The sequence below is a fragment of the Mycobacterium sp. genome (genome assembly GCF_046330795.1).
Lineage (GTDB): Bacteria > Actinomycetota > Actinomycetes > Mycobacteriales > Mycobacteriaceae > Mycobacterium.
In genome coordinates this window covers 684,335-709,197 of the sequence record NZ_JAXLSA010000002.1, presented here as the reverse complement: position 1 = coordinate 709,197, position 24,863 = coordinate 684,335, and the positions used below count along the sequence as shown (strand labels likewise).

At 66.7% G+C, this 24,863-nt stretch carries 24 protein-coding genes; 15 read left to right on the top strand and 9 right to left on the bottom strand.

Translation table 11 applies throughout. The annotated features are described in order from the left end of the window. Nucleotides 1-3: 3 nt before the first annotated feature. The 3 genes from U0R18_RS10600 to U0R18_RS10590 form a co-directional block, all read right to left on the bottom strand. Nucleotides 4-801 carry an MlaE family ABC transporter permease gene (locus U0R18_RS10600; RefSeq protein ID WP_526368121.1) on the bottom strand — a complete coding sequence of 266 codons (798 nt, stop codon included), beginning with the start codon at nt 799-801 and terminating at the stop codon, nt 4-6. A 319-nt stretch (nt 802-1,120) separates the two neighbouring features. Further along, nucleotides 1,121-2,329 (bottom strand): CaiB/BaiF CoA transferase family protein, encoded by a 1,209-nt coding sequence (locus U0R18_RS10595; RefSeq protein ID WP_526368120.1) that lies wholly within the window; start codon nt 2,327-2,329, stop codon nt 1,121-1,123. Beyond that, on the bottom strand, nt 2,326-3,783 hold the full coding sequence (locus U0R18_RS10590; RefSeq protein WP_526368299.1) for an aldehyde dehydrogenase family protein: 1,458 nt from the start codon (nt 3,781-3,783) through the stop codon (nt 2,326-2,328). Before U0R18_RS10590 ends, U0R18_RS10595 begins: the two co-directional genes overlap by 4 nt. Before the next feature lie 400 nt (nt 3,784-4,183). On the opposite strand from U0R18_RS10590, the gene U0R18_RS10585 reads away from it, so the two are divergent. The 4 genes from U0R18_RS10585 to U0R18_RS10570 all read left to right on the top strand — a co-directional run bounded on the left by U0R18_RS10585 (nt 4,184) and on the right by U0R18_RS10570 (nt 8,106). Beyond that, on the top strand, nt 4,184-5,044 hold the full coding sequence (locus U0R18_RS10585) for a mycofactocin-coupled SDR family oxidoreductase (RefSeq protein WP_526368119.1): 861 nt from the start codon (nt 4,184-4,186) through the stop codon (nt 5,042-5,044). A gap of 61 nt (nt 5,045-5,105) precedes the next feature. Continuing rightward, on the top strand, nt 5,106-5,297 hold the full coding sequence (locus tag U0R18_RS10580; RefSeq protein WP_526368118.1) for a ferredoxin: 192 nt from the start codon (nt 5,106-5,108) through the stop codon (nt 5,295-5,297). Between the two features lie 34 nt (nt 5,298-5,331). Next, nucleotides 5,332-6,705, top strand: coding sequence for a cytochrome P450 (locus U0R18_RS10575; protein ID WP_526368117.1), 1,374 nt, complete (start codon nt 5,332-5,334; stop codon nt 6,703-6,705). A gap of 54 nt (nt 6,706-6,759) precedes the next feature. Beyond that, nucleotides 6,760-8,106, top strand: coding sequence for a cytochrome P450 (locus U0R18_RS10570; protein WP_526368116.1), 1,347 nt, complete (start codon nt 6,760-6,762; stop codon nt 8,104-8,106). A gap of 9 nt (nt 8,107-8,115) precedes the next feature. Here U0R18_RS10570 and U0R18_RS10565 read toward each other — a convergent pair whose 3' ends face one another. Both U0R18_RS10565 and U0R18_RS10560 read right to left on the bottom strand, forming a co-directional pair. Beyond that, nucleotides 8,116-8,913 (bottom strand): VOC family protein, encoded by a 798-nt coding sequence (locus tag U0R18_RS10565; protein ID WP_526368115.1) that lies wholly within the window; start codon nt 8,911-8,913, stop codon nt 8,116-8,118. A 72-nt stretch (nt 8,914-8,985) separates the two neighbouring features. After that, entirely contained in the window at nt 8,986-9,597 is a 612-nt protein-coding gene (locus U0R18_RS10560) for a TetR/AcrR family transcriptional regulator (RefSeq protein WP_526368114.1), read from the bottom strand. Between the two features lie 200 nt (nt 9,598-9,797). Here U0R18_RS10560 and U0R18_RS10555 point away from each other — a divergent pair, with 200 nt between their 5' ends. The 4 genes from U0R18_RS10555 to U0R18_RS10540 are packed head-to-tail and all read left to right on the top strand — an operon-like array spanning nt 9,798 to nt 13,613. Beyond that, on the top strand, nt 9,798-11,090 hold the full coding sequence (locus U0R18_RS10555) for an aromatic ring-hydroxylating oxygenase subunit alpha (RefSeq protein ID WP_526368298.1): 1,293 nt from the start codon (nt 9,798-9,800) through the stop codon (nt 11,088-11,090). Further along, complete coding sequence (locus tag U0R18_RS10550) at nt 11,087-11,563, top strand: hypothetical protein (protein ID WP_526368113.1); 477 nt, start codon at nt 11,087-11,089, stop codon at nt 11,561-11,563. Before U0R18_RS10555 ends, U0R18_RS10550 begins: the two co-directional genes overlap by 4 nt. After that, nucleotides 11,560-12,849 carry a cytochrome P450 gene (locus tag U0R18_RS10545; RefSeq protein WP_526368112.1) on the top strand — a complete coding sequence of 430 codons (1,290 nt, stop codon included), beginning with the start codon at nt 11,560-11,562 and terminating at the stop codon, nt 12,847-12,849. Before U0R18_RS10550 ends, U0R18_RS10545 begins: the two co-directional genes overlap by 4 nt. A gap of 8 nt (nt 12,850-12,857) precedes the next feature. Then, nucleotides 12,858-13,613 (top strand): SDR family NAD(P)-dependent oxidoreductase, encoded by a 756-nt coding sequence (locus U0R18_RS10540; RefSeq protein WP_526368111.1) that lies wholly within the window; start codon nt 12,858-12,860, stop codon nt 13,611-13,613. A 30-nt stretch (nt 13,614-13,643) separates the two neighbouring features. On the opposite strand, the gene U0R18_RS10535 is transcribed toward U0R18_RS10540, so the two are convergent. After that, complete coding sequence (locus tag U0R18_RS10535; protein ID WP_526368110.1) at nt 13,644-14,843, bottom strand: IS110 family RNA-guided transposase; 1,200 nt, start codon at nt 14,841-14,843, stop codon at nt 13,644-13,646. A 298-nt stretch (nt 14,844-15,141) separates the two neighbouring features. Next, nucleotides 15,142-15,672 carry a nuclear transport factor 2-like protein gene (locus U0R18_RS10530; protein ID WP_526368109.1) on the bottom strand — a complete coding sequence of 177 codons (531 nt, stop codon included), beginning with the start codon at nt 15,670-15,672 and terminating at the stop codon, nt 15,142-15,144. A 187-nt stretch (nt 15,673-15,859) separates the two neighbouring features. On the opposite strand from U0R18_RS10530, the gene U0R18_RS10525 reads away from it, so the two are divergent. Both U0R18_RS10525 and U0R18_RS10520 read left to right on the top strand, forming a co-directional pair. Further along, nucleotides 15,860-16,741 carry an SDR family NAD(P)-dependent oxidoreductase gene (locus tag U0R18_RS10525; RefSeq protein WP_526368108.1) on the top strand — a complete coding sequence of 294 codons (882 nt, stop codon included), beginning with the start codon at nt 15,860-15,862 and terminating at the stop codon, nt 16,739-16,741. Between the two features lie 78 nt (nt 16,742-16,819). Beyond that, nucleotides 16,820-17,962 carry an amidohydrolase family protein gene (locus tag U0R18_RS10520; RefSeq protein WP_526368107.1) on the top strand — a complete coding sequence of 381 codons (1,143 nt, stop codon included), beginning with the start codon at nt 16,820-16,822 and terminating at the stop codon, nt 17,960-17,962. A 117-nt stretch (nt 17,963-18,079) separates the two neighbouring features. Here the strand turns inward: U0R18_RS10520 and U0R18_RS10515 are convergent, their stop codons facing one another. After that, entirely contained in the window at nt 18,080-19,252 is a 1,173-nt protein-coding gene (locus tag U0R18_RS10515; RefSeq protein WP_526368106.1) for an acyl-CoA dehydrogenase family protein, read from the bottom strand. A gap of 163 nt (nt 19,253-19,415) precedes the next feature. On the opposite strand from U0R18_RS10515, the gene U0R18_RS10510 reads away from it, so the two are divergent. From U0R18_RS10510 to U0R18_RS10495, 4 genes are read left to right on the top strand one after another with little or no spacing between them, the layout of a single operon-like run. Next, on the top strand, nt 19,416-20,525 hold the full coding sequence (locus U0R18_RS10510; RefSeq protein ID WP_526368105.1) for an amidohydrolase family protein: 1,110 nt from the start codon (nt 19,416-19,418) through the stop codon (nt 20,523-20,525). Continuing rightward, nucleotides 20,522-21,676, top strand: coding sequence for an amidohydrolase family protein (locus tag U0R18_RS10505; RefSeq protein ID WP_526368104.1), 1,155 nt, complete (start codon nt 20,522-20,524; stop codon nt 21,674-21,676). Before U0R18_RS10510 ends, U0R18_RS10505 begins: the two co-directional genes overlap by 4 nt. Before the next feature lie 2 nt (nt 21,677-21,678). Then, nucleotides 21,679-22,086, top strand: coding sequence for a Rieske (2Fe-2S) protein (locus U0R18_RS10500; protein ID WP_526368103.1), 408 nt, complete (start codon nt 21,679-21,681; stop codon nt 22,084-22,086). Nucleotides 22,087-22,106: 20 nt separating this feature from the next. Then, nucleotides 22,107-22,997, top strand: coding sequence for an alpha/beta fold hydrolase (locus U0R18_RS10495; protein ID WP_526368102.1), 891 nt, complete (start codon nt 22,107-22,109; stop codon nt 22,995-22,997). A gap of 8 nt (nt 22,998-23,005) precedes the next feature. Here the strand turns inward: U0R18_RS10495 and U0R18_RS10490 are convergent, their stop codons facing one another. Next, nucleotides 23,006-23,488, bottom strand: coding sequence for a hypothetical protein (locus U0R18_RS10490; protein WP_526368101.1), 483 nt, complete (start codon nt 23,486-23,488; stop codon nt 23,006-23,008). A gap of 50 nt (nt 23,489-23,538) precedes the next feature. On the opposite strand from U0R18_RS10490, the gene U0R18_RS10485 reads away from it, so the two are divergent. Beyond that, nucleotides 23,539-24,855 carry an NADH-ubiquinone oxidoreductase-F iron-sulfur binding region domain-containing protein gene (locus U0R18_RS10485; protein ID WP_526368100.1) on the top strand — a complete coding sequence of 439 codons (1,317 nt, stop codon included), beginning with the start codon at nt 23,539-23,541 and terminating at the stop codon, nt 24,853-24,855. The last annotated feature ends 8 nt before the right edge of the window (nt 24,856-24,863 follow it).

The window sequence follows — 24,863 nt, the reverse complement described above, 5'->3', positions numbered from 1 at the left end:
CCTCTAGTGGGTCGTCATCCGGATGCCGATAGCGGTGACCACCACGTTGATCACGAACAACGCCATGAACGCATACACTACCGTCTCGTTGACCGCATTGCCCACCGCCTTGGCCCCACCCCCACTGATGGTCAATCCCCGATAACAGGCCACCAACCCGGCGATCAACCCGAACAACGCGGCCTTGATGCACGAGATGATCACCTCGGGCACCCCGGTCAACAGGGTGATCCCGGCCGCGAACGCCCCCGGATTCACGTCCTGGATGAACACGCTGAACACATAGCCGCCCAGGATGCCGATGATCACCACCAGACTGTTGAGCAGCAACGCCACCAACCCCGAGGCCAGCATCCGCGGGGTGACCAGACGCTGCACCGGGTTGATGCCCAGCACCTCCATCGCGTCGATCTCCTCACGAATGGTCCGCGACCCCAGATCGGCACACATCGCCGTGGCGCCCGCCCCGGCCACGATCAACACCGTCACCAACGGACCGATCTGCGTCACCGCCCCGAACGCCGCACCCGCACCGGACAAATCCGCCGCGCCCAACTCCCGCAACAAGATGTTCAACGTGAAGCTCACCAGCACCGTGAACGGAATCGCCACCAACAACGTCGGCGCCAACGACACCCGCGCCACAAACCACGCCTGCTCCAAAAACTCCCGCCACTGAAACGGCCGCTTGAACACAAACCGCACCGCATCGGCCGACATCGCGAACAACCCACCGATCGCCTGCATCGGCCCCGACATATTCCGCAACACCGGAACCCCGACCGACCACCGTTCTGCCATTAGTCGGGACCTCCCGGGCTGTCGTGGGCTGTGACCGCAGGAGCCGTCGTGCGGGCGCCAAAGTCCTGATCTTCATAGCCGATGCGGCCGATCCAGGTGAAGAAATCGTGAACTTCAGCAACATCCGCTACATCCGTGCCACGGAGTGTAGGACCCGACGTGGCCGGAGCCCCGTGCGCCGCCGCCGGCGTGACGCCGTCCGCCCATGCGCGGGTGATGCGATACGCGTCACAGCCCCCGTCGGGTAGGAGGGTGCCGATGGTGGCCGTGGAAAGCATTCGGTGAACCTTACTGTATCCATTACGTGACGTAGCCCTGGCTACGTCACCGCTCCGGCGGTCTTGAGCTCGATGATGCGATCCCAGTCCAACCCGAGCTCGAGCAGCACGTCGTCGGTCTGCTCCGCGAAGCCCGGAGCCCCGCCGGTGTGCGGCGCCTCGACGTCGAACTGGACGGGATTGGCGACGAGCTCCAGCTCGCCCGCGCGCACGATGTACTCGTTGGCGCGGATCTGAGCGTCGCCGGCCGCCTGCAGGGTGTCCTGGACCGGGGCCCACGGCCCGGCCAGGGTGGCGAACCGCTCGCTCCACTCCGGCAGGGTGCGGGTCGCGATGGCCTCGCCCAGGATCGCCACCGCGTCGGCGGTGTGCTCGGCGATGGACTCCGCGGTGGCGAACCGCGGGTCGTCGATCAGGTCGGCGCGGTCGATGTGGCGGCACACGTCGGCCCAGAACTTCGTCGGTTGCATCATCACGAACGAGATGTACCGGTCGTCCTTGGTCCGGTAGACGCCGACGAGTGGGTTGATCGGCGAACCGTGCACCCCCGGCGGCTGGGCCACCAACCGCTGCTGAAGGTGATTGGTCAGTGCGACCGTGTGGCCCAGCGCCCACAGGCCGCTGCCGAGCAGCGACACGTCGACCACCGACGGCTCACCGGTGCGCTCGCGCTTGACCAGCGCCGCCGCGATGCCGCCGGCGAGGTTGGTGCCGGAGATCGTGTCGCCGTACGCCGGCCCGGGCGGCGCCACCATGCCGTCGACCCCTTCGGGGGTGATGGTGGCGGCGGTGCCGGCCCGGCACCAGAACGCCGTCATGTCGTAGCCGCCCTTGTTGGCCTCCTGGCCGCGCGGGCCCAGCGCGCTACCGCGCGCGTAGATGATCTTCGGGTTGACCGCCCGGATGTCGTCGACGTCGATGCCGAACTTCTGCCGGTGACCGGGCAGGAAACTGGTCAGGAACACATCGGACCGGCGCGCCAGTTCCAGCAGGACCTCGCGCCCTTCCGGAACCGACATGTCAAGGCCCACACTGCGTTTGCCGCGGTTGGCGTGCTCGATGTTGGGGTTGGGATCACCCTCGACCCGTAACGGACCGGTCTGGCGCAGCCCGCGCTGCGGATCGCCGGTGACGGCGTGCTCGACCTTGATCACGTCGGCGCCCCATTCGGCGAGCACCGCTCCGGCGGACGGAACGAAGCCGTACATGGCGACCTCGAGGACGCGGATCCCGTCGAGTGGACGACTCATGACTTGTCCGCCTCTGCTTCGACGGGGCCGAGCACCGTCGCGAACGTCTTGCGCTCCAGGAACTCGTCGAGGCCGGCCTCACCCATCTCGCGGCCGATGCCCGACTGCTTGTACCCGCCGAACGGCGCGTCCGGGCTGAAGTAGTTGCCACCGTTGATCGAGAAGGTGCCCGTGCGGATCTTGCGCGCCATCGCCAGCGCGCGTTCCTGGCCGCCGAAGATGGCGCCGGACAGCCCGTAGATGGAGTTGTTGGCGATGCGCACGGCATCGTCGTCGTCCTCGTAGGCGATCACCGCGAGCACCGGGCCGAACACCTCGTCCTGGGCGATCTCGCTGTCCGGGTCGACGTCGGCCAGCAGGGTCGGGGTGTAGAAGAAGCCGGGATCCTTCTTCTCGCCGCCGGTGACCAGGGACGCTCCCGCGGCCACGGCGCGCTTGACCATGCCGTCGACCTTGTCGCGCTGCTTGGCACTGATCAGCGGGCCCATGTACGTGCCCGGTTCGTTCGGGTCGCCGTAGCGGACATGGCCGAAGTTGGTCTTGATGAGCTCGACGATCTCGTCTTTGTGCTTGCGCGGCACCAGAAGTCGCGACGTGAGCGCGCAGCCCTGGCCGGCGTGGGTGACCATGGAGAACGCCGCGAACAGCGCCGCCATGTTGAAGTCCGCGTCGTCGAGCACGATGGCCGCCGACTTGCCGCCGAGTTCGAGGAACACCCGCTTGAGGGTGTTGCTCGCGGCCGCCATGATCGCCCGGCCCGTCGGAGTGGAGCCCGTGAAGGTGACCATGTCGACGTCGGGACTGGTGGTCAGCACGGCGCCCACCTCGGGGTCGGCGCCGGACAGGACGTTGACCACTCCGGCCGGGATGTCGGTGTGGTTGGCGATCAGTTCGCCGAGCGCCAGCGTGATCAGCGGCGTGTCGGGCGCGGCCTTGAGGACGACCGTGCAGCCGGCGGCCAGCGCGGGCGCGAGCTTGGCCAGGGCCAGCTGGTTCGGATAGTTGTAGGCGATGATCGCGGCGACGACGCCGGCGGCTTCCTTCTCCACCCAGCGGTGGTGCAGCATGCCGCGGCTCTCGATGTTGCCGAGATCATCCGTCATCGGATAGGTCTTCAGCAGTTCGGCGTAGTAGCGGACGATCTCGACCGGCTGGTCGTACTGGGCGCCGGCCAGCAGCGCCGGGGTGGCACCCACCTCGTCGGTGGTCAGCTGCCCCATCTCGCCACGGTGCTCGACGAGGGCGGCGTGCAACTGCTGGAGGCAACGCACCCGCAACTCGGTGTTGGTGGCCCAGTCGGTGGCGTCGAACGCGGTGCGCGCGGCGGCGACGGCGGCCTCGGCGTCGGCGACCGTCGCATCGGGAGCATGACCCAGAACCTCGCCGGTGGCGGGATTCAGGCTCGCGAACCGGCGGCCGCTGCCGCTTTCCACCAGGTTGCCGCCGATCAGCATGCGCCGGTCAACCTGGTTGCCGTCCGTGGTCGCGTTGGCGATGGTGTCGGGGGATGCCACCCGAACCTCCTCGTTGAACGTCTTAGAACGTGTGAGTCCGAACTTGTGATAACTGGATTCTCATCATCCGCGAATCCTGCATTCGCCAGGGGAGAACTGTAGCAACTAATCAGCACCGGGGCCTCGCTGTCAACCAAACCCGGGCGGCCGATTTCACCGAGTCCGCGCATTTCAAGACTGTTAGTTCACAAACCTTGCGTGACAGCCGTCGCCGAGAGTACGGTTCTCATAATCGAAAGGGCGATTCTTGACGCTTGAGACGACAGCTGCTCGCCAGCCGTCGCGATGAGGCACGTGAACACCGCACAACACTCCGATACGCACATCCGAAGGGACAACAGTGGGACGCGTTGAAGGCAAGGTCGCATTCATCACCGGTGCCGCCCGAGGGCAGGGCCGCAGCCACGCCATCCGGCTGGCCGAAGAGGGCGCCGACATCATCGCCGTCGACATCTGTGCCGACATCGACACCATCGGCTACCCGATGGCCCGCCCCGAGGATCTCGAGGAGACCAAGAACTACGTCGAGAAGACCGGGCAGCGGATCGTCACCGCCCAGGCCGACGTCCGGGAGGCCGGCCAACTCAAGGAGGCCCTCGACCGCGGGATCGCCGAGTTCGGCAAACTCGACATCGTCGTCGCGCAGGCCGGCATCGCAGCCATGAAGGGCCAGCCGCCGATGCAGGCCTGGACCGACGGCATCAACACCAACTTCGTCGGCACCATCAACGCCATCCAGGTCGCGCTCCCCCATCTGAAGGAGGGCGCGTCGATCATCGCGACCGCCTCCGCCGCGGCGCTGATGGATGCGCACAACAAGCCCAACCCCGGCGGGGACCCGGGCGGCATGGGATACATGGTCTCCAAGCGGCTCATCTCCGAGTACGTGCACTACCTCGCCACCGAACTGGCGGTGCGCGGCATCCGCGCCAACGTCATCCACCCGACCAACTGCAACACCGACATGCTGCAGAGCGAGCCGATGTATCAGTCGTTCCGGCCCGACCTGGAGCACCCGACCAAGGGTGACGCCGAGCCGGTGTTCTACGTCCAGCAGGCCATGAAGGTGCCGTGGATCGAACCCCAGGACATCAGCAACGCGGTGCTGTGGCTGGCCTCCGAGGAGTCGCGCTACGTCACCGGTATGCAACTGCGCGTCGACGCCGGCGGCTACCTGAAGTGGTACGACTACCACGTCTGATCCCGGCCGCAACGGCCGATAGCATTGCCGCACAGCCTGGTTCGCCGTCAGAGGAGAAAACATGAAGGTCTGGGTAGACAAGGACAAGTGCCAGGGCCACACCCTGTGCTCGATGATCGCCCCCGACGCGTTCGAACTCGACGAGGTCGACGGCCACTCGTCGGCGGTCAACGAGATCGTGCCCGAGGACCAGGAGGACGCCGTCCGCGAAGCCGCCCACTCCTGCCCCGAGCAGGCCATCGTCATCGAATGACGCCAGGATCCATGGAGCCCCGAGGAGATACCGCGTGAGCATCGACGACACCGTCGCGGCCGACGAGGACAAGAACCGCAACAGCTACCACTTCGACCGGCACACCCCGGAGTACCGGCTGCAGTTCACCAAGATCACCGAGGAGATGCAGTCCCGTTGCCCGATGGCGTGGTCGGACACCTATGAGGGCCACTGGGTCGCCGCCGGCAGCAAGGAGGTCTTCGAACTCGCCCGCTGCCCGGCGGTCTCCGCCGACCACGACATCCACGGGGAACGCAAGGGCTACAAGGGCATTGCGATCCCGTCGGCCCGGCGGGTCAACATGGTCCGCGGCGGCATCCTGGAGATGGACAACCCCGAGCACAAGATCTACCGCGACGCGCTGAACCCCTACCTGTCCCCCGCCGCGGTGAAGCGCTGGGCGCCGTTCATCGACGAGATCGTGCGCGCGGCCCTCGACGAGAAGATCGAGTCCGGGCGCATCGACTTCGTCGACGATCTGGCCAACATCGTCCCGGCGGTCCTGACGCTGGCCATGATGGGCATCCCGCTCAAGAAATGGGCGGTCTACAGCGAGCCCACCCATGCCGCGGTCTACACCCCCGAGCACTCGCCGGACGCCGAGCGCGTCGCGGCGATGCACCGGGAGATGGGCATCGACCTGGTCAACACCATGAACGAGGTGAAGGAGAACCCGCGGCCCGGTCTGGTCAATGCGCTGGTGTCGATGAAGATCGACGGCGAACCCGCACCGGATCTGGAGATCCTGGGCAACCTGGGCCTGATCATCGGCGGGGGCTTCGACACCACCACCGCGCTGACGGCGCACTCGCTGGAATGGCTGGGCGAGCATCCCGCCGAACGTGAGCTGTTGTCCCGCGAGCGCGACACCCTGCTCAACCCCGCCACCGAGGAGTTCCTGCGCTACTTCACCCCCGCACCGGGTGACGGCCGCACCTTCTCGGAAGACACCGAGTTCGACGGCCATCACTTCAAAGAGGGTGAGCGCCTGTGGATCTCGTGGGCGATGGCCAACCGGGACCCGTCGGTGTTCGAGAGCCCGAACGAAGTCATCCTGGACCGGCAGGGCAACCGGCACTTCAGCTTCGGCCTCGGCCTGCACCGCTGCGCGGGCTCCAACGTGGCGCGCACGGTGTTCAAGTCGATGCTGACCGCCGTGCTCGACCGGATGCCGGACTATGTCTGCGACCCCGAGGGCACGGTGCACTACGACACCATCGGCGTCATCCAGGGCATGCGGCATCTGCCCGCCACGTTCACCCCCGGCAAGCCGTTGGGGCCGGGCTTGGACGAGACGCTGGAGAACCTCCAGCGCATCTGTGTCGAACAGGAACTCGCCCGCCCGATCACCGAGCGCAAGGACGTCGCGGTCATCGACTGGAAGTGAGTTCTCGCGCAAATCGCGGGTTTTCACGCGCGCACCCCTCGTACCCTCGAGGTCATGGGTGATCCGCACGCCGAACACCGGTTCCACTTCGACCGGCACACCCCGGACTACCGAGAGCGGTTCGACTCGATCACGGCCGAGTTGCACGGCCAGTGCCCCATGGCGTGGTCGGACACCTACGGCGGGCACTGGGTGGCCGCCGGCAACAAGGAAGTGTTCGAACTCGCGCGCAGCGCGGCCATCTCCAACGACCACGACATCGCCGGCGCCCGGCGCGGCTACCGCGGCATCAACATCCCACTCGTCGAGGCCAGCACCCCGTTTCGCGGTGGAATGCTCGAGATGGACGACCCCGAGCACCGGGCCTACCGGACCCCGCTGAACGCCTACCTGTCCCCGGCCGCGGTGCAGCGGTGGGTGCCCGTCATCGACGAGATCGTTCGGGCCTGCCTGGACGAGAAGATCGAGACGGGCCGGATCGACTTCGTCGACGATCTGGCCAACATCGTGCCCGCCGTACTGACCTTGGCCCTGCTGGGCGTCCCGCTGCGAAAGTGGCCGATCTACTGCGAGCCCGCCCACGCGTCGGTGTACACACCCGCCACCTCTCCCGACTATGTCCGCGTCGCCGATCTTGCGATCGCCAGCGCCATGGACATGATGGGCCACCTCGCCGAGATCCGGGAAACGCCCCGACCCGGGCTGATCGACGCGCTGGCGCGACTGCGCGTCGACGGTGAGCCCGCGCCCGACCACGAGCTGTTGGGCATGTTGATGCTGTTGATCGGCGGCGGCTTCGACACCACAACCGCACTGACGGCCCATGCGCTGGAATGGCTTTCGCAGAACCCGGACCAGCGTGAGCGCCTGTCCCGCGAGCGCGACACCCTGCTGGACTCCGCGACCGAGGAGTTCCTGCGGTTCTTCACGCCGGCGCCCGGCGACGGCCGCACGATCGCGGCCGACTGTGAGATCGACGGCATACCGCTCAAAGAGGGTGAACGGCTGTGGATCTCGTGGGCCATGGCGAACCGCGACCCGTCGGTCTTCGAGCACCCCAATGAGATCGTCCTCGACCGAAAAGGCAACCGGCACTTCAGCTTCGGGTTGGGCGTCCACCGTTGCGTGGGTTCCAACGTCGCCCGCACCGTGTTCAAGTCGATGCTCACGGCGGTGCTCGACCGGATGCCGGACTTCGCCTGCGATCCGGCCGGCACCGCGCACTACCAGACCATCGGGGTCATCCAGGGCATGCAGCACCTGCCCGCCACCTTCACCCCCGGCCGCCGGCTGGGCCCGGGTCTGGACGAGACGCTGGAGCTCCTGCAACAGGCGTGCGACGAGCAGGAACTGGCGCGGCCGATCACCGAACGCAAGGACGCCGCCGTCATCAGCTGGTGAGGCGAGCGCTCACATGCCGGCCGGCGGATGCCCGAGGCTGAAGGCCGCGCCCAGCGGATCTGTCACCGTGGCCAGCGTGCCGTACGGCGTCACCTCGGGGCCCATCAGCACCGACCCGCCGAGGGACTCGACCTGGGCGACGGTGTCCGCGACGTCGTCGACGGTGACATAGACCTGCCAGAACGATCCGGTGCCGGCCGGCAGGATCTTGGCGGAGTCCATGATGCCCATGTAGGCCAGGTCGCCGGTGAACACCTGCCCGTAGACGTCGGGGCCGACGGCATCCGGATCGCCCCCGGTGCCGACCTCCTCGATGCGGGCACCGAGCACCCGGGTATAGAAGTCGACCGACTTCGCGTAATCCGTGCTGTGCGACTCGAACCAGTACGGCGTGCCGTGTTCACCGCGCTGACTGAAGCCGTGATGCTCGTCGGGTTGCCAGAAGCCGATCACCGCGCCCGCGCTGTCGACCGCGACGAGCATCGTGCCCTCGCTGCCCACCGGCATCGGCGGCACCATGATGGAACCGCCCGCGGCCTGCACCGCCCGCGCGGTGGCCTCGGCGTCATCGGTGCGCAGGTACACCCCCCACACGTTGGTCGGTCCGCCGGCCTCGGGCATGTACGGGCTCAGCCCGGCGACGCGCCTGCCGTTCCTGGTGAAGTTGCGGTAGCCGCCGAACTCCGCGCGCGGCGGTTCGGCCTCCCAGCCGAAGATCGCCCGGTAGAACTCGACGGCCCGGTCGGGGTCACTGCTCGTCAGGTCGAACCAGATCGGTGCGCCCGGCGGGGCGGAAAAGTCGGCCATGTGCGAATGCTCCTCGCGGTGGTGGGTTGCGGTCAACGGTATTGACCGGCGCCACCCCGAGAATTCATCGCGCTACTTCGACGGCGGCGCCACGATGTTGGCGATGACCATCCGCAGGAAGGGCCGGTAGACGTCCCGGCCGTCGACGAGGCTGTTGAGGGTGACCCCGTCGTTGGCCGCGAGCACCACTCGGGCCAGGTCCACGGCCTCCATCGTGAGCTGGCCGCCGAGTCGCGCGACGCCCTTGGCGATGTAGTCCGCGAGCGCGTGGGCGGTCTCCTCGCGCTGGCTCGACACCCGTTCCCGGGCCTCCGGATTGCGCAGCAGGAAGAGGGTGAACTCGTAGCCCAGCGACGCGCGGTCGGATCCCTGCGCGGCCAGCAGATCGCCCCACCGGTCGGCGATGTCGTCGGCGCGCAACTCGTCGAGATTGCCGATGGATTCGACGACGTCGGCGAAACCGTCCAGGAACCGCTGGCGCTGCCGTTCGACGACGGCGAGAAACAACTCGGCCTTGCTGCCGAAGTGGGAGTAGATCGCACCACGGGTGTAACCGGCGGCATCGGCGATGTCCTCGAGGGCGGCCGCGTCGAAACCCTTGCGCGCGAACACTTCCTCGGCCGCGTCGAGCAGCAGGCTGCGCGTGTGCTCGAGACGGCGTTGCATCGTCCAGCGTTCGGCCATCGCTCGATTCTCCCAGTTGCTCCGACGATGCGGTCCTGCACAGTTGCATCGAATATACACCGATGTATATTAGTGATGCCAGTCACTGAGGCCCGCCGCCCGACACGAGGAGAACAGCCGTGACCGCCGCACCCGCACGACCCGGCGAATGGGTCGACCACGCCACCGCCCTGGATGACATTCCCGGCGACCGGTACCGGATGGAGATCCCGACGGAGCGTTATGTCGCAGCGGATTTCGTGGCCCTCGAACGGGACGCGATCTGGATGAAGGTGTGGCAGGTGGTCGGCCGCGCCGACGAGCTGACCAACACCGGCGACTGGAAGCAGTACCGACTGTTCGACCAGTCATACATCGTCGTGCGCGGCAAGGACGCGCGGCTTCGCGGTTTCGTCAACGCCTGCCGGCACCGCGGCAACGTGCTGTGCCAGGAGGCGCGCGGAAACGCCAAGCGCGGCTTCCTGTGCCAGTACCACCTGTGGTCCTACGACCTGGCGGGCAACCTCAAAGGGATGCTCCGCGAGGCGCTCGCCGGACCCATCGACAAGGACACCCACGGCCTGATCGAGGTTCCCGTCGACACTTTCGGCGGGTTCATCTTCCTCAATCCGGACCCCGATGCCGCGCCCCTGGCCGAGTTCATCGGCGAGGAGGTCGCCACCATGCTGGCCCCCTACCACCTCGACGAGATGACCACCGTCATGGACGTCACCGAGGCCATCGACTGCAACTGGAAGGTCGTCATGGACGCCTTCCAGGAGGGTTATCACATCGACGGCATCCACCCGCAGCTGCTGCGCGTCATCAACATCGACCCGGCCACCACCCGGTTCAAGTTCTTCGAAAAGCACAGTGTCTCAATGGCTCCGTTCGACGTCGTCGGCGCGAGCCCGCAGGCACAGGTCGACGGCGTCATGGACCTGCCGGAGACCTTCCCGTCCACCGTCGCGGTGCTGCCCCGCTTCACCGAACTCGTCGACGAGTACAAGGCGTCAGACGATGAAGGCGGCGCACCCACGTTCCCCGAGGGTGTCACCGCGCGCACACTGCTGCAGCGCGCCACCCGCGACACGCTTACCGGAATGGGCCTGGACGTCAGCGGTCTGACCGACGCGCAGATGAGCGACAACCACGGGTGGGTGCTGTTCCCGAACTTCTTCATGACCATCCGCGCCGGCGAGGCGACTATCGTGATGTCGCTGCCGCACCCCGACGGCGACCCCAACCGCTGCATCTGGCACGTCGCGAGCTACATGTGGCTGCCCGACGAGTTCAAGGCCGCCTACGCCGCCGAGCCGGTGGTGGTCGACGAACCCGGCAGCTTCAAGTATTTCGAAGCGCTGCAACAGGATTACGAGCAGATGCCGCGCCAGCAGATCGGCCTGCGCAACACCGCACTCGAGCACATGGCCCTGGTCAAGGAGGAGGTCGTCATCGCCCACTTCCACTCGGTGGTCGACACGTACCTGCGGGCCGCCGGGGCGCCCGTATGAGCCGAGAGTTGCGTGCCATCGACGACGTGGTCGACGAGCACTCCGGACGGTCACGGGCCGTGCTGGAGTACGCGCAGACCACCAAGCGCCTCGTCGACGCCGCCAAGCGGCCGGGGTTCACCGTCGAGAGCTGGGCGCCGTTGGCGGAGTTGGTCGCGGTCGACGAGTTCGAGCGGATCGGCAACTTCAAAGAGGTGATGAACTGGTCCGAATACGTCGACTTCCTGACGAACTGGGCCACCAACTCGGAGTGGGAGGGTTCGTTCAAGCGGGTCAGCGAAATCGACGGGGTGGTGTTCCTCGAACTCGAGGAACGCAGCCGGATCGGCGACTTCGAGTCCGTCGTCAACTCGATGTCGGTGTACGAATTCACCGAGGCGAATAAGATCCGCCACATCGACGTCTACCTCCAGATGGCGTTGCCGAGCACCGACATGCTGACCAGCTACCAGGGAGTTGAGATCGCCGAGTGACCACCGCCAACACCTCCGATCTCGATTCGGTCGACTTCTTCACCGACAACAAGCTGCTGCACGACCCGTACGCGTACCTGGCCGGACTGCGCGACGAATGCCCGCTGCGCCGCGAGACCCATCACGATGTGGTGATGGTGACGGGCTACGACGAGGGCGTGGCGATCTACAACGACACCGAGCGGTTCTCGTCCTGCCTGTCGGTCACCGGTCCGTTCCCCGGTTTCCCGGTGTCGCTGAAAGGCCATGAGAACGAAGACATCTCGGCGATCATCGACCTGCACCGCGACGAACTGCCGTTCAACGACCAGCTGCCCGCCTTCGATCCGCCCAAGCACACCGATCACCGGGCCCTGTTGTCGAAGATGATCACCCCGAAGCGGCTCAAGGAGAACGAGGCGTTCATCTGGAAGCTGGCCGACCGGCAGTACGACGAGCTCCTCACGGACGGCAAGTGCGAGTACAACGACGGCTACGGCAGCCCGTTCGCGATGCTGGTGATCGCCGACCTGCTCGGCGTGCCCGAGTCCGACCACGACGAGTTCCGCGCGGCGCTGCTCAGTGGCCGCACCGGCACCATCGGGAGCAGCAAGGGCGACGCGCTGAAGCACTCGCCGCTGGAGTACCTCTACGGCAAGTTCACCGAGTACATCGGCGACCGGCGGGCCAATCCGCGCGACGACGTGCTGACCGGTGTCGCGTCGGCCACCTTCCCGGACGGCAGCATGCCGGAGGTCATCGACGCGGTGCGCGTCGCGGCGAATCTCTTTGCGGCAGGCCAGGAAACGACCGTCCGGCTGCTGTCGGCGTCGGTGCTGATCCTCGCCGAGGACCAAGAGTTGCAGGCCCGGCTGCGCGCCGACCGCGATCTGTTGCCGCGGTTCATCGAGGAGGCACTGCGCTTCGAGAGTCCGGTGCGCGGCGACTTCCGGCTGGCCAAGGTGCCCGTCACCGTCGGCGGTGTCGAGATTCCGGCCGGCACGACGGTGATGCTCGTCAACGCCGCGATGAACCGGGACCCGCGCAAGTTCGACGATCCGGACGCCTTCGACGTCGAACGCGCCAACGCCCGCAACCATGTGGCGTTCGGTCGCGGCGTGCACAGCTGCCCCGGAGCCCCGCTGGCCCGGACGGAGACGCTGGTCAGCCTGAACCGGTTGTTCGACCGCACCGCCGAGTTCTGGATCGACGAGGAGGTGCACGGCCCGCCGGGCGCGCGCCGCTACCGGTATCTGCCGACGTTCATCCTGCGCGGGCTGACCAACCTCAACATCTGCTTCAGATAGGACTTTTCATGCCCTTCGAAGGAACCGCCGCCATCGTGACCGGCGGGGCGTCGGGCCTCGGTCTGGCCATCACCGAGGCGCTGGCCGCCCGCGGCACCAAGGTGGCGATATTCGACATCCAGGCCGACGCGATCGACGCCGAGGTCACCCGACTGCGCGCGGCCGGCGGAACCGTGTCCGGTCACGTCGTCGACGTGTCGAGCCGCGAGCAGGTCGCCGCCGCCGTCGCGCGGGTGCGCGACGAGTTCGGCCCGGTGCTGATCCTGGTGAACAGCGCCGGCATCGAACAGTTCGGCAAGTTCGCCGACATCACCGACGAGTTCTGGGATCGCGTGATGGCGGTGAACCTGCGGGGGCCGTTCATCTGCGTACAGGAAGTGCTGCCGGACATGCTCGCCGCCAAGTGGGGCCGCATCGTCAACATCTCGTCGTCGAGCGCCCAGGGCGGGCAGTCCTACATGGCGGCGTATGTGAGTTCCAAGGCCGGGCTCATCGGCTTCACCAAGGCGCTGGCGCTCGAACTGGGCCCGAAGGGCATCACGGTCAACACCATCCCGCCGGGCATGGTCGTCACCCCGATGCTCGAAAAGGCCATCGCCGAAGGAAGATTCACCGATTCGCTGGAGAACTTCGCCAAGATCACCCCGGTGCGGCGGGCCGGCCGGCCGGAGGACATCGCCAACGCCGCGATGTTCCTGATCGCCGACGAGTCGTCATATGTCACCGGCCAGGTGATCGGTGTCAACGGCGGCCGCCGCACCTGACGCCACACCGATCTGATGCTCCTATTGCTGTCAAGCGGTGGTGAGCCAGGTTCTGTAGGTGTCTGCGAAGGCGTCGTCGCGTTGTCGGCCGGTTTCGATGCGGGTGATCGTGGTGGGCCAGGTCCCGAAGTGTTTGGCGGCTGCGGTGAGGGTGATGTTCTTGGCTTGGCGGGCTTGGCGTAGGTCGGCGTATTCGGGTATGGCGATCTGGCGGGTCAGCAGTTTGAAGATCTCGCGGGCGATGGCGCGCTTGAGTTTGCGCAGGATCTCCCTTTTGGAGTGGCCCTTGAGCCGTTGACGTTGGGCGTAGTCCTTGGTCGGTTGGTGGTGGGCCAGGCGCACCAAGGCGATGCGATGCAGAGCGTTGTTGGCGGCGCGGTCTCCGCCGCGGCAGAGTCGGTGTCTGGTGGTCTTGCCCGAGGACGCGGGGATCGGTGCGGCGCCGCACAAGGCGGCGAAGGCGGCTTCGCTGTGCAGCCGGTGTGGGTTGGCTCCGGCGGTGATCAACAGTTGGGCGGCGGTGTCGGCGCCCACACCGTAGGCCGCCCGCAGCGCGGGATTGGCTGCGCTGACCAGAACGTCGATCTGGGCTTGCAGCTCGGCGGCTTGGGCGTCGAGGAACTGCACCCGCTGGGCCAACATTTTGGCCGCGGTGAGCAGCGAGACCGCCCATGGTTGGGACTGGGTGTCGGGGCGGCAGCGGGCGATCGCCTCGATCAACTTCAATGTCGTTAGCCCGCGGTACTTTTCACGCACCGCGTCCGGCGCCGATATCAGCATGGCCTTGATCTGGTTGATCACCGCGGTGCGGTGCTTGACCGCGGAGCGGCGTGCGATGTGCAGCGCACGTAAACCTGCGGTGGCCTCATCTTTCGGGATGGCCAGTCCCTGGCCGGCCAACACGCTACGTGCGGCACTGTAGGCATCCAGTGGGTCGGACTTGCCCTTGAGTCGTCGGGTGGACTTGACCGCGCGGGCCACCTCGAGGACCTCGATCCCTGCGGCCAGCAGCGCCCGGGTCAGCCCGGCGCCGTAGCTCGCGGTGCCTTCGACCCCGATGCGCTGGACCTGTCCCAGCGAGCTCAGGAATCCGATCGCGGCGGCATAGCCGGCGCGGGTGGTCGGGAATTCTCGGTCACCGAGCATCACCCCGGTCATCGAGACCGCGGCGATGTGGATGGTGTCGGCGTGGGTGTCCGCGCCGGCGACGAGCAGCGTTGTTTCTGTCAAGATGGTGATGTCCCTTCTGACCGTGCGTTGGGTAGGGCACACACCGGTCAGGGCGGGCAGACAAGACATTGGTGAGGAACGACCAGGCTCCTGATTAAGTCATGTCCGTCCTGGCCGGTGTGAACAAAACACGCACCACACAGGCCGGACAAATCAGATCAACGACAACCCAGCAGGGTGTCATTCAGCGACACGAGTCACGGCCTGTGCGGTAACGCTCTTACATCATCAATGTTCAGCACCGGCTGCGAAGATTTGCGAGTAGGACTCGCAGGGATGACTGAACAGATCCGGGAGTTCAGAACGGAAGCGACAAACCGTGCTTCTCGAAGTGCCGCGCCAGGGCCTGCATGTAGTCGTCGCCGTGGAACGGGCCGCGCGCGCCGATCGCCAGTTCGAGGAAAGGCCCGTACTCCTCGTCGTTGACATACGTTGACCAGTGCACGATTTGGCCGTCGTCGTTGGTCTCGACGAAGCTGATCGAATAGAAGCCCATCACCTTGCCGGTGGTCTGCGACGTGCCCTGCCAGCGGTAGCGCATGACGAAGCCGTTCTCGGCCGGCCAGCACTTGTAGTCGACGGGCTTCCAGTCCGGGAACTCCACGCCGTATGCGGTGGCCTCGACGGTCGCCGCCACGTCCCACGCGGTCGCGACGTCCTTGAGGACGAGTTCCTGGTCGGCGACGAAATACGGTGAGGTGTAGACCGCGTCGTCGGCGAAGTCCCACTCGTCGTAGCTCTCGCCCTCCTGGACCTTCTGGAGCACGTACTTGTCGCGGTAGCTCTCCGCCATCCGCTTGTGCTTGGCGATCCGGTCTTCCAGCTTCATTGCGGGCACCTCTCCACTGGCCAGGGATTTCGGTGCGCTCACCGGCGCTCAGCGCACGTGAGCGCACCGAAATCACGCGCGTACTCCCTCCGATCATATGCAATGTCGCATCAGGTATACAGACCTGTATGAAAGTGGTCCGTTCCGGCCGCGCTAGCCTTGCCGAAGCGGACAGGCGCGAACCGGCATGGCACGACGGGAGCACAACACGATGAATCTGGGTTTCGACGGACGGGTCGTGGTGGTGACGGGCGCCGGCGGCGGCTTGGGCCGTTGTCACGCACTGGAATTCGCGCGGCGCGGCGCGCAGGTCGTGGTCAACGACGTGGGCGCCTCGGTCGACGGCACCGGATCGTCGTCGGCCGCGCAGGCGGTGGTCGACGAGATCACCGCCGCCGGCGGCGCGGCCGTCGCCAACACCGATTCGGTGTCGACGCCGGAGAGCGGCCGGGCGATCGTCGCCACCGCCGTCGACACGTTCGGCCGCATCGACGTCCTGGTGAACAACGCCGGCATCCTGCGCGATGCCGCCTTCAAGAACATGACCGCCGAGCAGGTTGACGCGGTCATCGCGGTGCATCTGCGCGGCGCCTTCTACGTCACCGGTGCAGCCTGGCCGCACATGCGGGAGCAGGGGTACGGCCGCATCGTGATGACCACCTCGGGCTCGGGCCTGTTCGGGACCTTCGGTCAGGCCAACTACGGCGCGGCGAAGACCGGCCTGGTCGGACTGATGAACGTGCTGGCGATCGAGGGTGCGCGCAACAACATCCGGGTCAACGCGATCTCCCCCATCGCACGCACCCGGATGACCGAGAACACCATGACCGAACTGGTGAAAGACCTTGAGCCAGAACAGGTCACGCCGGTCGTCGTCTACCTCGGCCACGAGGTCTGCGACCGGACCGCACACATCTACCGCGTCGGGGGCGCCCATGTGTCGCGCGTCTTCATCGCCGAGACCGCCGGCATCGACGAGCCCGGGCTGACCGTGGAACTCATGGCCGCCAACATCGACCGGATCGACGACCCGTCGTCGTACACGATCCGCGGCGGCCCCGCCGCCTAACCCTGCCTTCGCCGAAACCTAGGTCTCGGCATCGGGTGACGGGCAGGATGGAACCGCAGCGATCACGGGGAGGCCACGATGGCGACCATCACGACGGAACGTAAGCCCGCCGGCGAGCGTGTGCCGGTGCGCTGCGTCGACTCCGACGTGCACCCGATGCCGCGTCGCGGCGAACTGGCACAGTACATCCCCGAGCCGTGGCGCACCGACTACTTCGGCAGCCACCCGTACGGCGAGCTGATCTACTACGACGCACCGGACTACGCGCATTCACATGCGATGCGGGTGGACACCTTCCCCGCCGACGGTGAATTCGCCTGCAGCGACCCGGATCTGGCGTTCAAACAGCTGATCATGGAGGCGGGCGCCGACATCGCGATCCTGGAGCCCGGCGCCTATGGGGCCCGACTGCCCGAGGCCGACCATGCGATGAGCCAGGCGCTCAACTCATGGCAGGCCAACCACTGGCTGGATTCGCACAACAACTGGCACGAGCGCTGGCGCGGCTCGATCTGCGCGTCCATCGAGGCGCCGGACCTGGCGGCCGCCGAGATCGAGAAGTGGGCCGGCCATCCCTACATGGCACAGGTGCTGATCAAGGCCGAACGCCGCCCGTCGTGGGGTCATCCGATGTACGACCCGGTCTGGGCCGCGGCCACCCGGCACGACATCGTGGTCAGCTGTCACCTGTCCCGCGGTCACAACGAGGAACTGCCGATGCCGCCGGTCGGGTTCCCCAGCTACAACCACGATTTCATGGTCACCTACTCACTGCTGGCGGCCAACCAGATCATGAGCCTGATCTTCGACGGCGTCTTCGACCGGTTCCCCACCCTGCGCATCGTGTTCGTCGAACACGCCTTCACCTGGATCCTGCCGCTGATGTGGCGGATGGACGCCGTCTACGAAGCCCGCAAGCAATGGCTCGACATCAAGCGCAAACCGTCCGAATACGTTAAGGACCACATCAAGTTCACCACCCAGCCCCTGGACTATCCCGAGGACAAGACCGAGCTCATGCGGGCCTTCGAGTGGATGGAATGCGACAAGATCCTGCTGTTCTCCTCCGACTACCCGCACTGGACCTTCGACGACCCCCGTTGGCTGGTCAAACACCTACCCGAACACGCCCGCGAAAATGTCATGTTCCGCAACGGAATCAAGACCTACCACCTGCCCGACACCGTCCCCGCCCTCGAGGGCCAAGTACGGGTGTTCTGATCCCAGATCCGATCTATTGAGCGCTCCCTGCGACTTTCACTCGGACAACGTCGCAGCCACCGCTGAATAGATCGGATTCAGCTGAACAGAGCGGAATTCGGCTGAACAGATCGGGGTTCAGCTGAGCGGCAGGCCGAGTCCGCGGGCGATGATGTTGCGCTGGATCTCCGACGTGCCGCCGGCGATGGTGCCCGCGAAACTGCGGAAGTAGCGCTCGATCCAGCTCGCCGACAGGTAGTCCAGGTCGTAGGGCGCGTACGCGGAGGTGTTCGCCGGGTGGCGCAGCCCCTCGACGCCCATCGCGTCCAGCGCCGTCTCGGTGGCGTCGCGCTCGGCCTCCGAGCCGAGCACCTTGAGCACCGAGATGGTGGTCATGTCCTCCTCGCCGCGGGCGGCCTTGGCGACGGCGGCCGAGCCCAACAGCCGCAACGCCTGGCGGTCCATCAGCAGGGTGGCGTACTTGTCGCGCTCCAGCGCGGTGACCGGATGGAAGTCCTCGACCAGATTGTGCAGCCGGTCGGCGTACTGCATCCACATCATGGTGCGCTCGTGGCCGAGCGCGCCGTTGGCCACCCGCCAGCCGCCGTTCAGCGGGCCGACCAGGTTCTCGGCGGGCACCCGGACGTCGGTGAAGAACACCTCGTTGAAGTCGAGGTCGTCGTGGTGGCACACGGTCGGGAACGGTCGGCGGACCAGGCCCTCGGACTCCGTCGGGACCAGGATCACGCTGATGCCCTTGTGCTTGGGGACGTCCGGATCGGTGCGCACGAACGTCAGCAGCACATCGGCGTGATGTGCGCCCGAGGTCCACACCTTCTGGCCGTTGACGACGAAATGGTCGCCGTCCTGAACCGCTTTTGTGCGCAACGACGCCAGGTCCGAACCGGCGCCCGGCTCGCTCATGCCGACCGAGGCCGTCATCTCGCCGCGTAGGATCGGCACGGCCCAGCGCTGCTTCTGCTCGTCGGTGCCGAAGGACAGGATCGAGGCGGCGACGATTCCGACGCCCTGCGGGTTGAAGCTGTGGTAGATCCGGCGGCGGGAGAGCTCCTCGCGGTGCACGTACTGCTGCAGGACCGAGGCGTTGCGGCCGCCGAACTCCGGCGGGTTGCCCGGCAGCAGCCAGCCGTGGTCGAACTGCAGAGCCTGCCAGCGGCGCGCCCACGCAGGGATGTGCGAACAGGACTGCGGCCGCTCGGCGGTCTCGGCCTCCGGCGGCAGGTGCTCGTCGAGGAACGCCGCGAACTCCGCGCGGAACTGTTCGACGTCGGTGTCAAAGGTCAACTGCACAGGTGGCCTCCAGCCCTATAACCCCGCTTTTCCAGCGAGAATAACATTCTTCATATCCAGCAATCGACATCTCAAAAGTGCCCGGATTCGTTGAGAATTCCATTCTTGCTCATGAAGAACGGCGTTGTACTATGAAACCCATGTCGAGGCGGTCGGAGGAGTCATGATCAGGGTCGGAGACGGCGCGGACGCGGTCGAAACGCCGGTGATCGACGCCAGCGTGCACATCTTCTTCGGGTCCAACAAAGATCTGCGCGAGAACTTCATGCAGGAGCCGTTCCGCAGCCGCGGCTTCCCCGACTACGAGATGGACTGGTACGGCGCGCCCGGCGGTGAGTACGCCAAGGGCACCAAGGGACCCGAAGGCCAGTACCCCGGCTCCGACGTCGACGTCGTCGCCCAGCATCTGTTCGGTGACCGCGGCGTCGACATCGCGGTGCTGCACCCGATGACCCGCGGCATCATGCCCGACCGCCACCTCGGCACCGCGATCGCCGCATCGCACAACGACATGATGGTCAAGCGCTGGCTGGAGCATCCCGAGTTCGGCGACCGGTTCCGCGGCACCATCCGCGTCGATCCCGACGACATGCCCGGCTCGCTGCGCGAGATCGACAAGTACAAGGACCATCCCCGGGTGGTGCAGATCGGGATCCCGCTGCAGTCGCGCGAGCTGTACGGCAAGCCGCAGTTCTGGCCGTTGTGGGAAGCGGCCGTGCAAGCCGGCCTGCCGGTGGCCGCCCACGTCGAGGTGGGCGCCGGAATCGCTTTTCCGCCAACGCCTTCCGGTAAGACGCTCACCTACGAGCAGTACCAGGGCTTCATGTCGCTGAACTACATCTACCACGTGATGAACATGATCGCCGAGGGCGTCTTCGAACGCTTCGACGGCCTGAAGTTCGTCTGGGCAGACGGCGCCGGCGACATGCTGACCCCGTTCATCTGGCGGATGGACTGCTTCGGCCGGCCGCACCTGGAACAGACGCCGTGGGCGCCGAAGATGCCCAGCGACTACCTACCCGGGCACGTCTTCTTCGTGCAGGGCGCGTTCGACGGCCCGGGTGACGTCGAGTTCGCCGGTGAGTGGTTCGGCTTCACCGGCAAGGATGACATGACGATGTTCGGCTCGAGCTACCCGCACTGGAATCTGGCGGAACTGAAAGTGCCCCAAGCATTTTCCGCCGAGCAGCGGGAGAAGTTCTGCTGGCGCAACGCCAGTGAGCTGTACGGAATAGACATCCCCGCCGGCATGGTCACAGGAGGTTCGCGATGACGGCTACGGTCAGCACATCCAGCAGTGACCGGAAGGCGCCCGCCGAGCGCATCCCGGTGCGCTGCGTCGACTCCGACGTGCATCCCACGCCGCGGCGCGGCGAAATGGTCGGATACATTCCGGAACCCTGGCGCAGCAAGTACTTCCTTGCCCGCCGGTACGGCGAGCAGATCTTCTACGACGCCCCCGACTATGCGCACTCCTACGCGATGCGCCTCGACACCTTCCCGGGTGACGGCGAATTCGCCTGCAGTGACCCGGATCTGGCGTTCAAGCAGATCATCATGGAGGGCGGGGCCGACATCGCGGTCCTGGAGCCCATCCACGGTGAGATGCGGCTGCCCGAGGCCACCGCAGCGTTCTGTACCGCCACCAACCTGTGGCAGGCGAATCACTGGCTGGATTCGCACAACAACTGGCACGAGCGCTGGCGCGGGTCGATCTGCGTGGCGATCGAGGATCCCCAGTCGGCGGTCGCCGAGATCGAGAAGTGGGCCGGCCATCCGCACATGGTGCAGGTGCTGATCAAGGCTGAGCCGCGGCCGTCCTGGGGCCATCCGATGTACGACCCGGTGTGGGCCGCCGCCACCCGGCACGACATCGTGGTCAGCTGCCACCTGGCCCGGGGCCAGTTCGAGACGCTGCCGATCCCGCCGGTCGGGTTCCCCAGCTACAACCACGATTTCATGGTCACCTACTCGCTGCTGGCGGCCAACCAGATCATGAGCCTGATCTTCGACGGCGTCTTCGACCGGTTCCCCACCCTGCGGATCGTGTTCGTCGAGCACGCCTTCACCTGGGTCCTGCCGCTGATGTGGCGGATGGACGCCATCTACGAAGCCCGCAAACAGTGGGTGGACATCAAGCGCAAACCTAGCGAGTACGTCAAGGACCACATCAAGTTCACCACCCAGCCGCTGGACTATCCCGAGGACAAGACCGAACTGATGCGGGCCTTCGAGTGGATGGAATGCGACAAGATTTTGCTGTTCTCCTCGGACTACCCGCACTGGACCTTCGACGACCCCCGCTGGCTGGTCAAACACCTACCCGAACACGCCCGCGAAAACGTCATGTTCCGCAACGGAATCAAGACCTACCACCTCCCCGACACCGTCCCCGCCCTCGAGGGCCAAGTACGGGTGTTCTGACGTTGACCGAGAACAAACCGACGACCGAACAGCAGCCACCCCGGCTCGCGCAGGGCCGCGAGCATGCCGTCGCCACCGTCGACGAAATCCCGCCGGGCACACACAAACTGGTTCCCATCGGGCGCCACGGTGTCGGCGTGTACAACGTCAACGGCACGTTCTATGCGATCGCGAACTACTGCCCGCACGAGGGCGGACCGCTGTGCTCGGGCCGCCCGCGTGGCCGCAACATCGTCGACGAGAGCGTTCCCGGCGATTCGGTGATGGTCCGCGACCTGGAGTACATCTTCTGCCCCTGGCATCAGTGGGGTTTCGAGCTGGCCACGGGCACCACTGCGGTCAAGCCAGAATGGAGCATCCGCACTTATCCGGTCCGGGTCGTCGGCAATGACGTCCTGGTTCAGGCCTGACCCACAGGAGACCACCGCAGATGCCGCTCAAGCGTGGCGAGAAGTCCATCGAGATCAACGGCGGCAACGTCGTCTACGAAATCCTGGGGAAACAGGGCGAATTCATCGCGTTGACCCCCGGCGGGCGGTTCTCCAAGGACATCCCCGGATTGCGACCACTGGCGCAGGAACTCGTCAAGGGCGGCTACCGGGTGCTGCTGTGGGACCGCCCGAACTGCGGCAAGTCCGATGTGCAGTTCACCGGCCAGAGCGAGTCGCACATGCGCGCCCAGACGCTGGCCGCGCTGATCACCAAGCTCGACATCGGCCCGTGCATCCTGGCCGGCGGCTCGGGCGGAGCGCGTGACTCGATGCTGACCACCATGCTCTACCCGGAGCTGGTCAAGAAACTCGTGGTCTGGAACATCGTCGGCGGCGTCTACGGGCAGTTCGTACTGGGCTCCTACTACATCGTGCCGAGCATCCTGGCGGTGCGCGGCGCGGGCATGAAAGCCGTTGCCGCCGTGTCGGAATGGCGGGAACGAATCGCCGAGAACCCGGACAACCGCGACCGCATCCTGTCCCAGGACCCGGACGAGTTCCTCAAGCTGATGCTGCGCTGGCTCAACGCGTTCGTGCCCAAACCCGGTCAGACCATCCCGGGTGTCGAGGACGAGTTGTTCGACAACATCACCGTGCCGACGCTGATCATCCGCGGCGGCGAGAACGACCTCGACCACCCCAAGCGCACCTCCCTCGAGGTCAACTGCCTGATCAAGGGTTCCACGCTGATCGACCCGCCCTGGCCGGAGGACGCCTGGGAGCGCGCCGCCGAAGCGCGCGCCACCGGAAAGGTCAAGCGGTTCAACATGTTCGACACCTGGGTGCTGGCGGCGCCCGCGATCCTGAAATTCCTCAAGGCATCGAGATGAACACGCCGTCACACCGTCCGGATGCGCACCTCGCAGTTGGTCGATGCCTCCAGCGCGGTGTGCACCCGGCTCTCCGGGACCCGCGCGAGGTCGTCCTTGCGCAGGGTGACGTTGATGACGTCCCAGCCAGGCCCGTCCGGGCCGCCGGACACCCGTTCGATGTCGCCGGTCAGCCCGAACGCCGCGAGCACACCGCGCGCGTCCTCGTCGGTGCCGTGGCTGACGAAGGTCAGCACACCGATCACCGGCTGAGTCCCGAATGCCTTGGCGCACAGGTCACGCGCGACGTCCTGCAGTTGCGCGGGGTCGGCACCGGTCATCAGGATCTCGACCTCGCGACGACTCGGCGGCAGGGCGGCCAGGTTGTTGTCGATCAGTTCGGCGCCGAGATCGCCGACCAGCCCGGCCAGTTCGGCCATGCCGGCGCCGAGTTGGTGCGACGACAGCTCACCGGCCGGGTCCACGCCGATCCGCACCACCGTCGTTCGCATGCGCGCAAGCCTAGCGGCGGCCGGAACCCCCGCCAGATCAGGAGTCAGCCATGAATGCGACGGCCTCACAAGCCGACCTCACCGTGACCGCCTGGCCGGGCATCACCCCGCGGTTGCTGCGCACCGGCGACGGACCGGAGTCCGCGGCGTCCTACCGCGCCGCCGACGGCTACCGGCCGCTCGACGACCCGGCCGCCCTGCTCGACGAGATCGAGCGGGCCGGACTGGTCGGTCGCGGCGGCGCGGCGTTCCCGATGGCCGTCAAGCTGCGCGTCGTGCGCGACGCCGGACTGCTGCCGGGGTACCCCCGGGACACCGTCGTCGTCGCCAACGGCGAAGAAGGCGAGCCGGCCTCGGTCAAAGACCGTTGGCTGCTGCACAACCGCCCGCATCTCGTCCTGGACGGGCTGCGGCTGGCCGCCCGGATCGTCGGCGCCGCGCACGCGCACGTCTACGTCTCCGACCCGGTCGCGGCGCGCAGCATCGAGGCTGCCCTCGCAGAGGTCGGCGGCCCGGACGCACTGGACGGGTTGACGATCAGTGTCCGCACGGTCGAACCCGGATACGTCGCCGGCGAGGAGAGCGCGGCCGTGCGGGCCATCAACGGAGGTCCCGCCAAACCCACCGACAAGCCGCCCCGGGTGTTCCAGGAGGGTGTCGGCGGACTGCCCACCCTGGTCAGCAATGTCGAGACCCTGGCCAACCTGCCGTTCATCCAGCGCAACGGTGCGGCCGAATACCGCCGGGTCGGCACCGACGGGTCGCCGGGCACCTTCCTGGCGACCATCACCGGCGGCGGCCGCCCGGCCACGCTGTACGAGCTTCCGTTCGGCGTCCCGGTCGCCGAAGTGCTTGCCGCACAGGGCATCAGCGCCGACCGGGTGCGCGGCGCGCTGATGGGCGGTTACTTCGCGGGGCTGCTGGGCCGGCAGATCACGACCACCACGCTGGACCACGAGACGCTGCGCGGCCTGGGCAGCGGGTTGGGCTGCGGCGCGGTCTCCCTGCTGACCGACGAGTGCCCGGTCGCGGTCGCGGCGGCCGTGCTCGCCTACTTCGACCGGGAGAACGCCGGACAATGCGGGTCGTGCTTCAACGGCACGGCGGCCATGGCCGCGGCGGCCGGCGCGCTGCGCGACGGGACGGCGACCGGCGAGGACCTCGCCCGGCTGGAGCGCTGGTCGGTGGTGCTGCGCGGCCGCGGCGCATGCGCGACGCTGGACGCCGCCACCAACATCGCCGCCAGTCTGCTGGCCACGTTCCCCGACGAGGTCGCACGGCACCTGACGGGCGACTGCCCCGACTGCGGCGGAGGCGTTTTCACCGCCGAGCGGCCGTTCGAAGTGGTATGGGTGGAGGCACGATGAGCGACAAC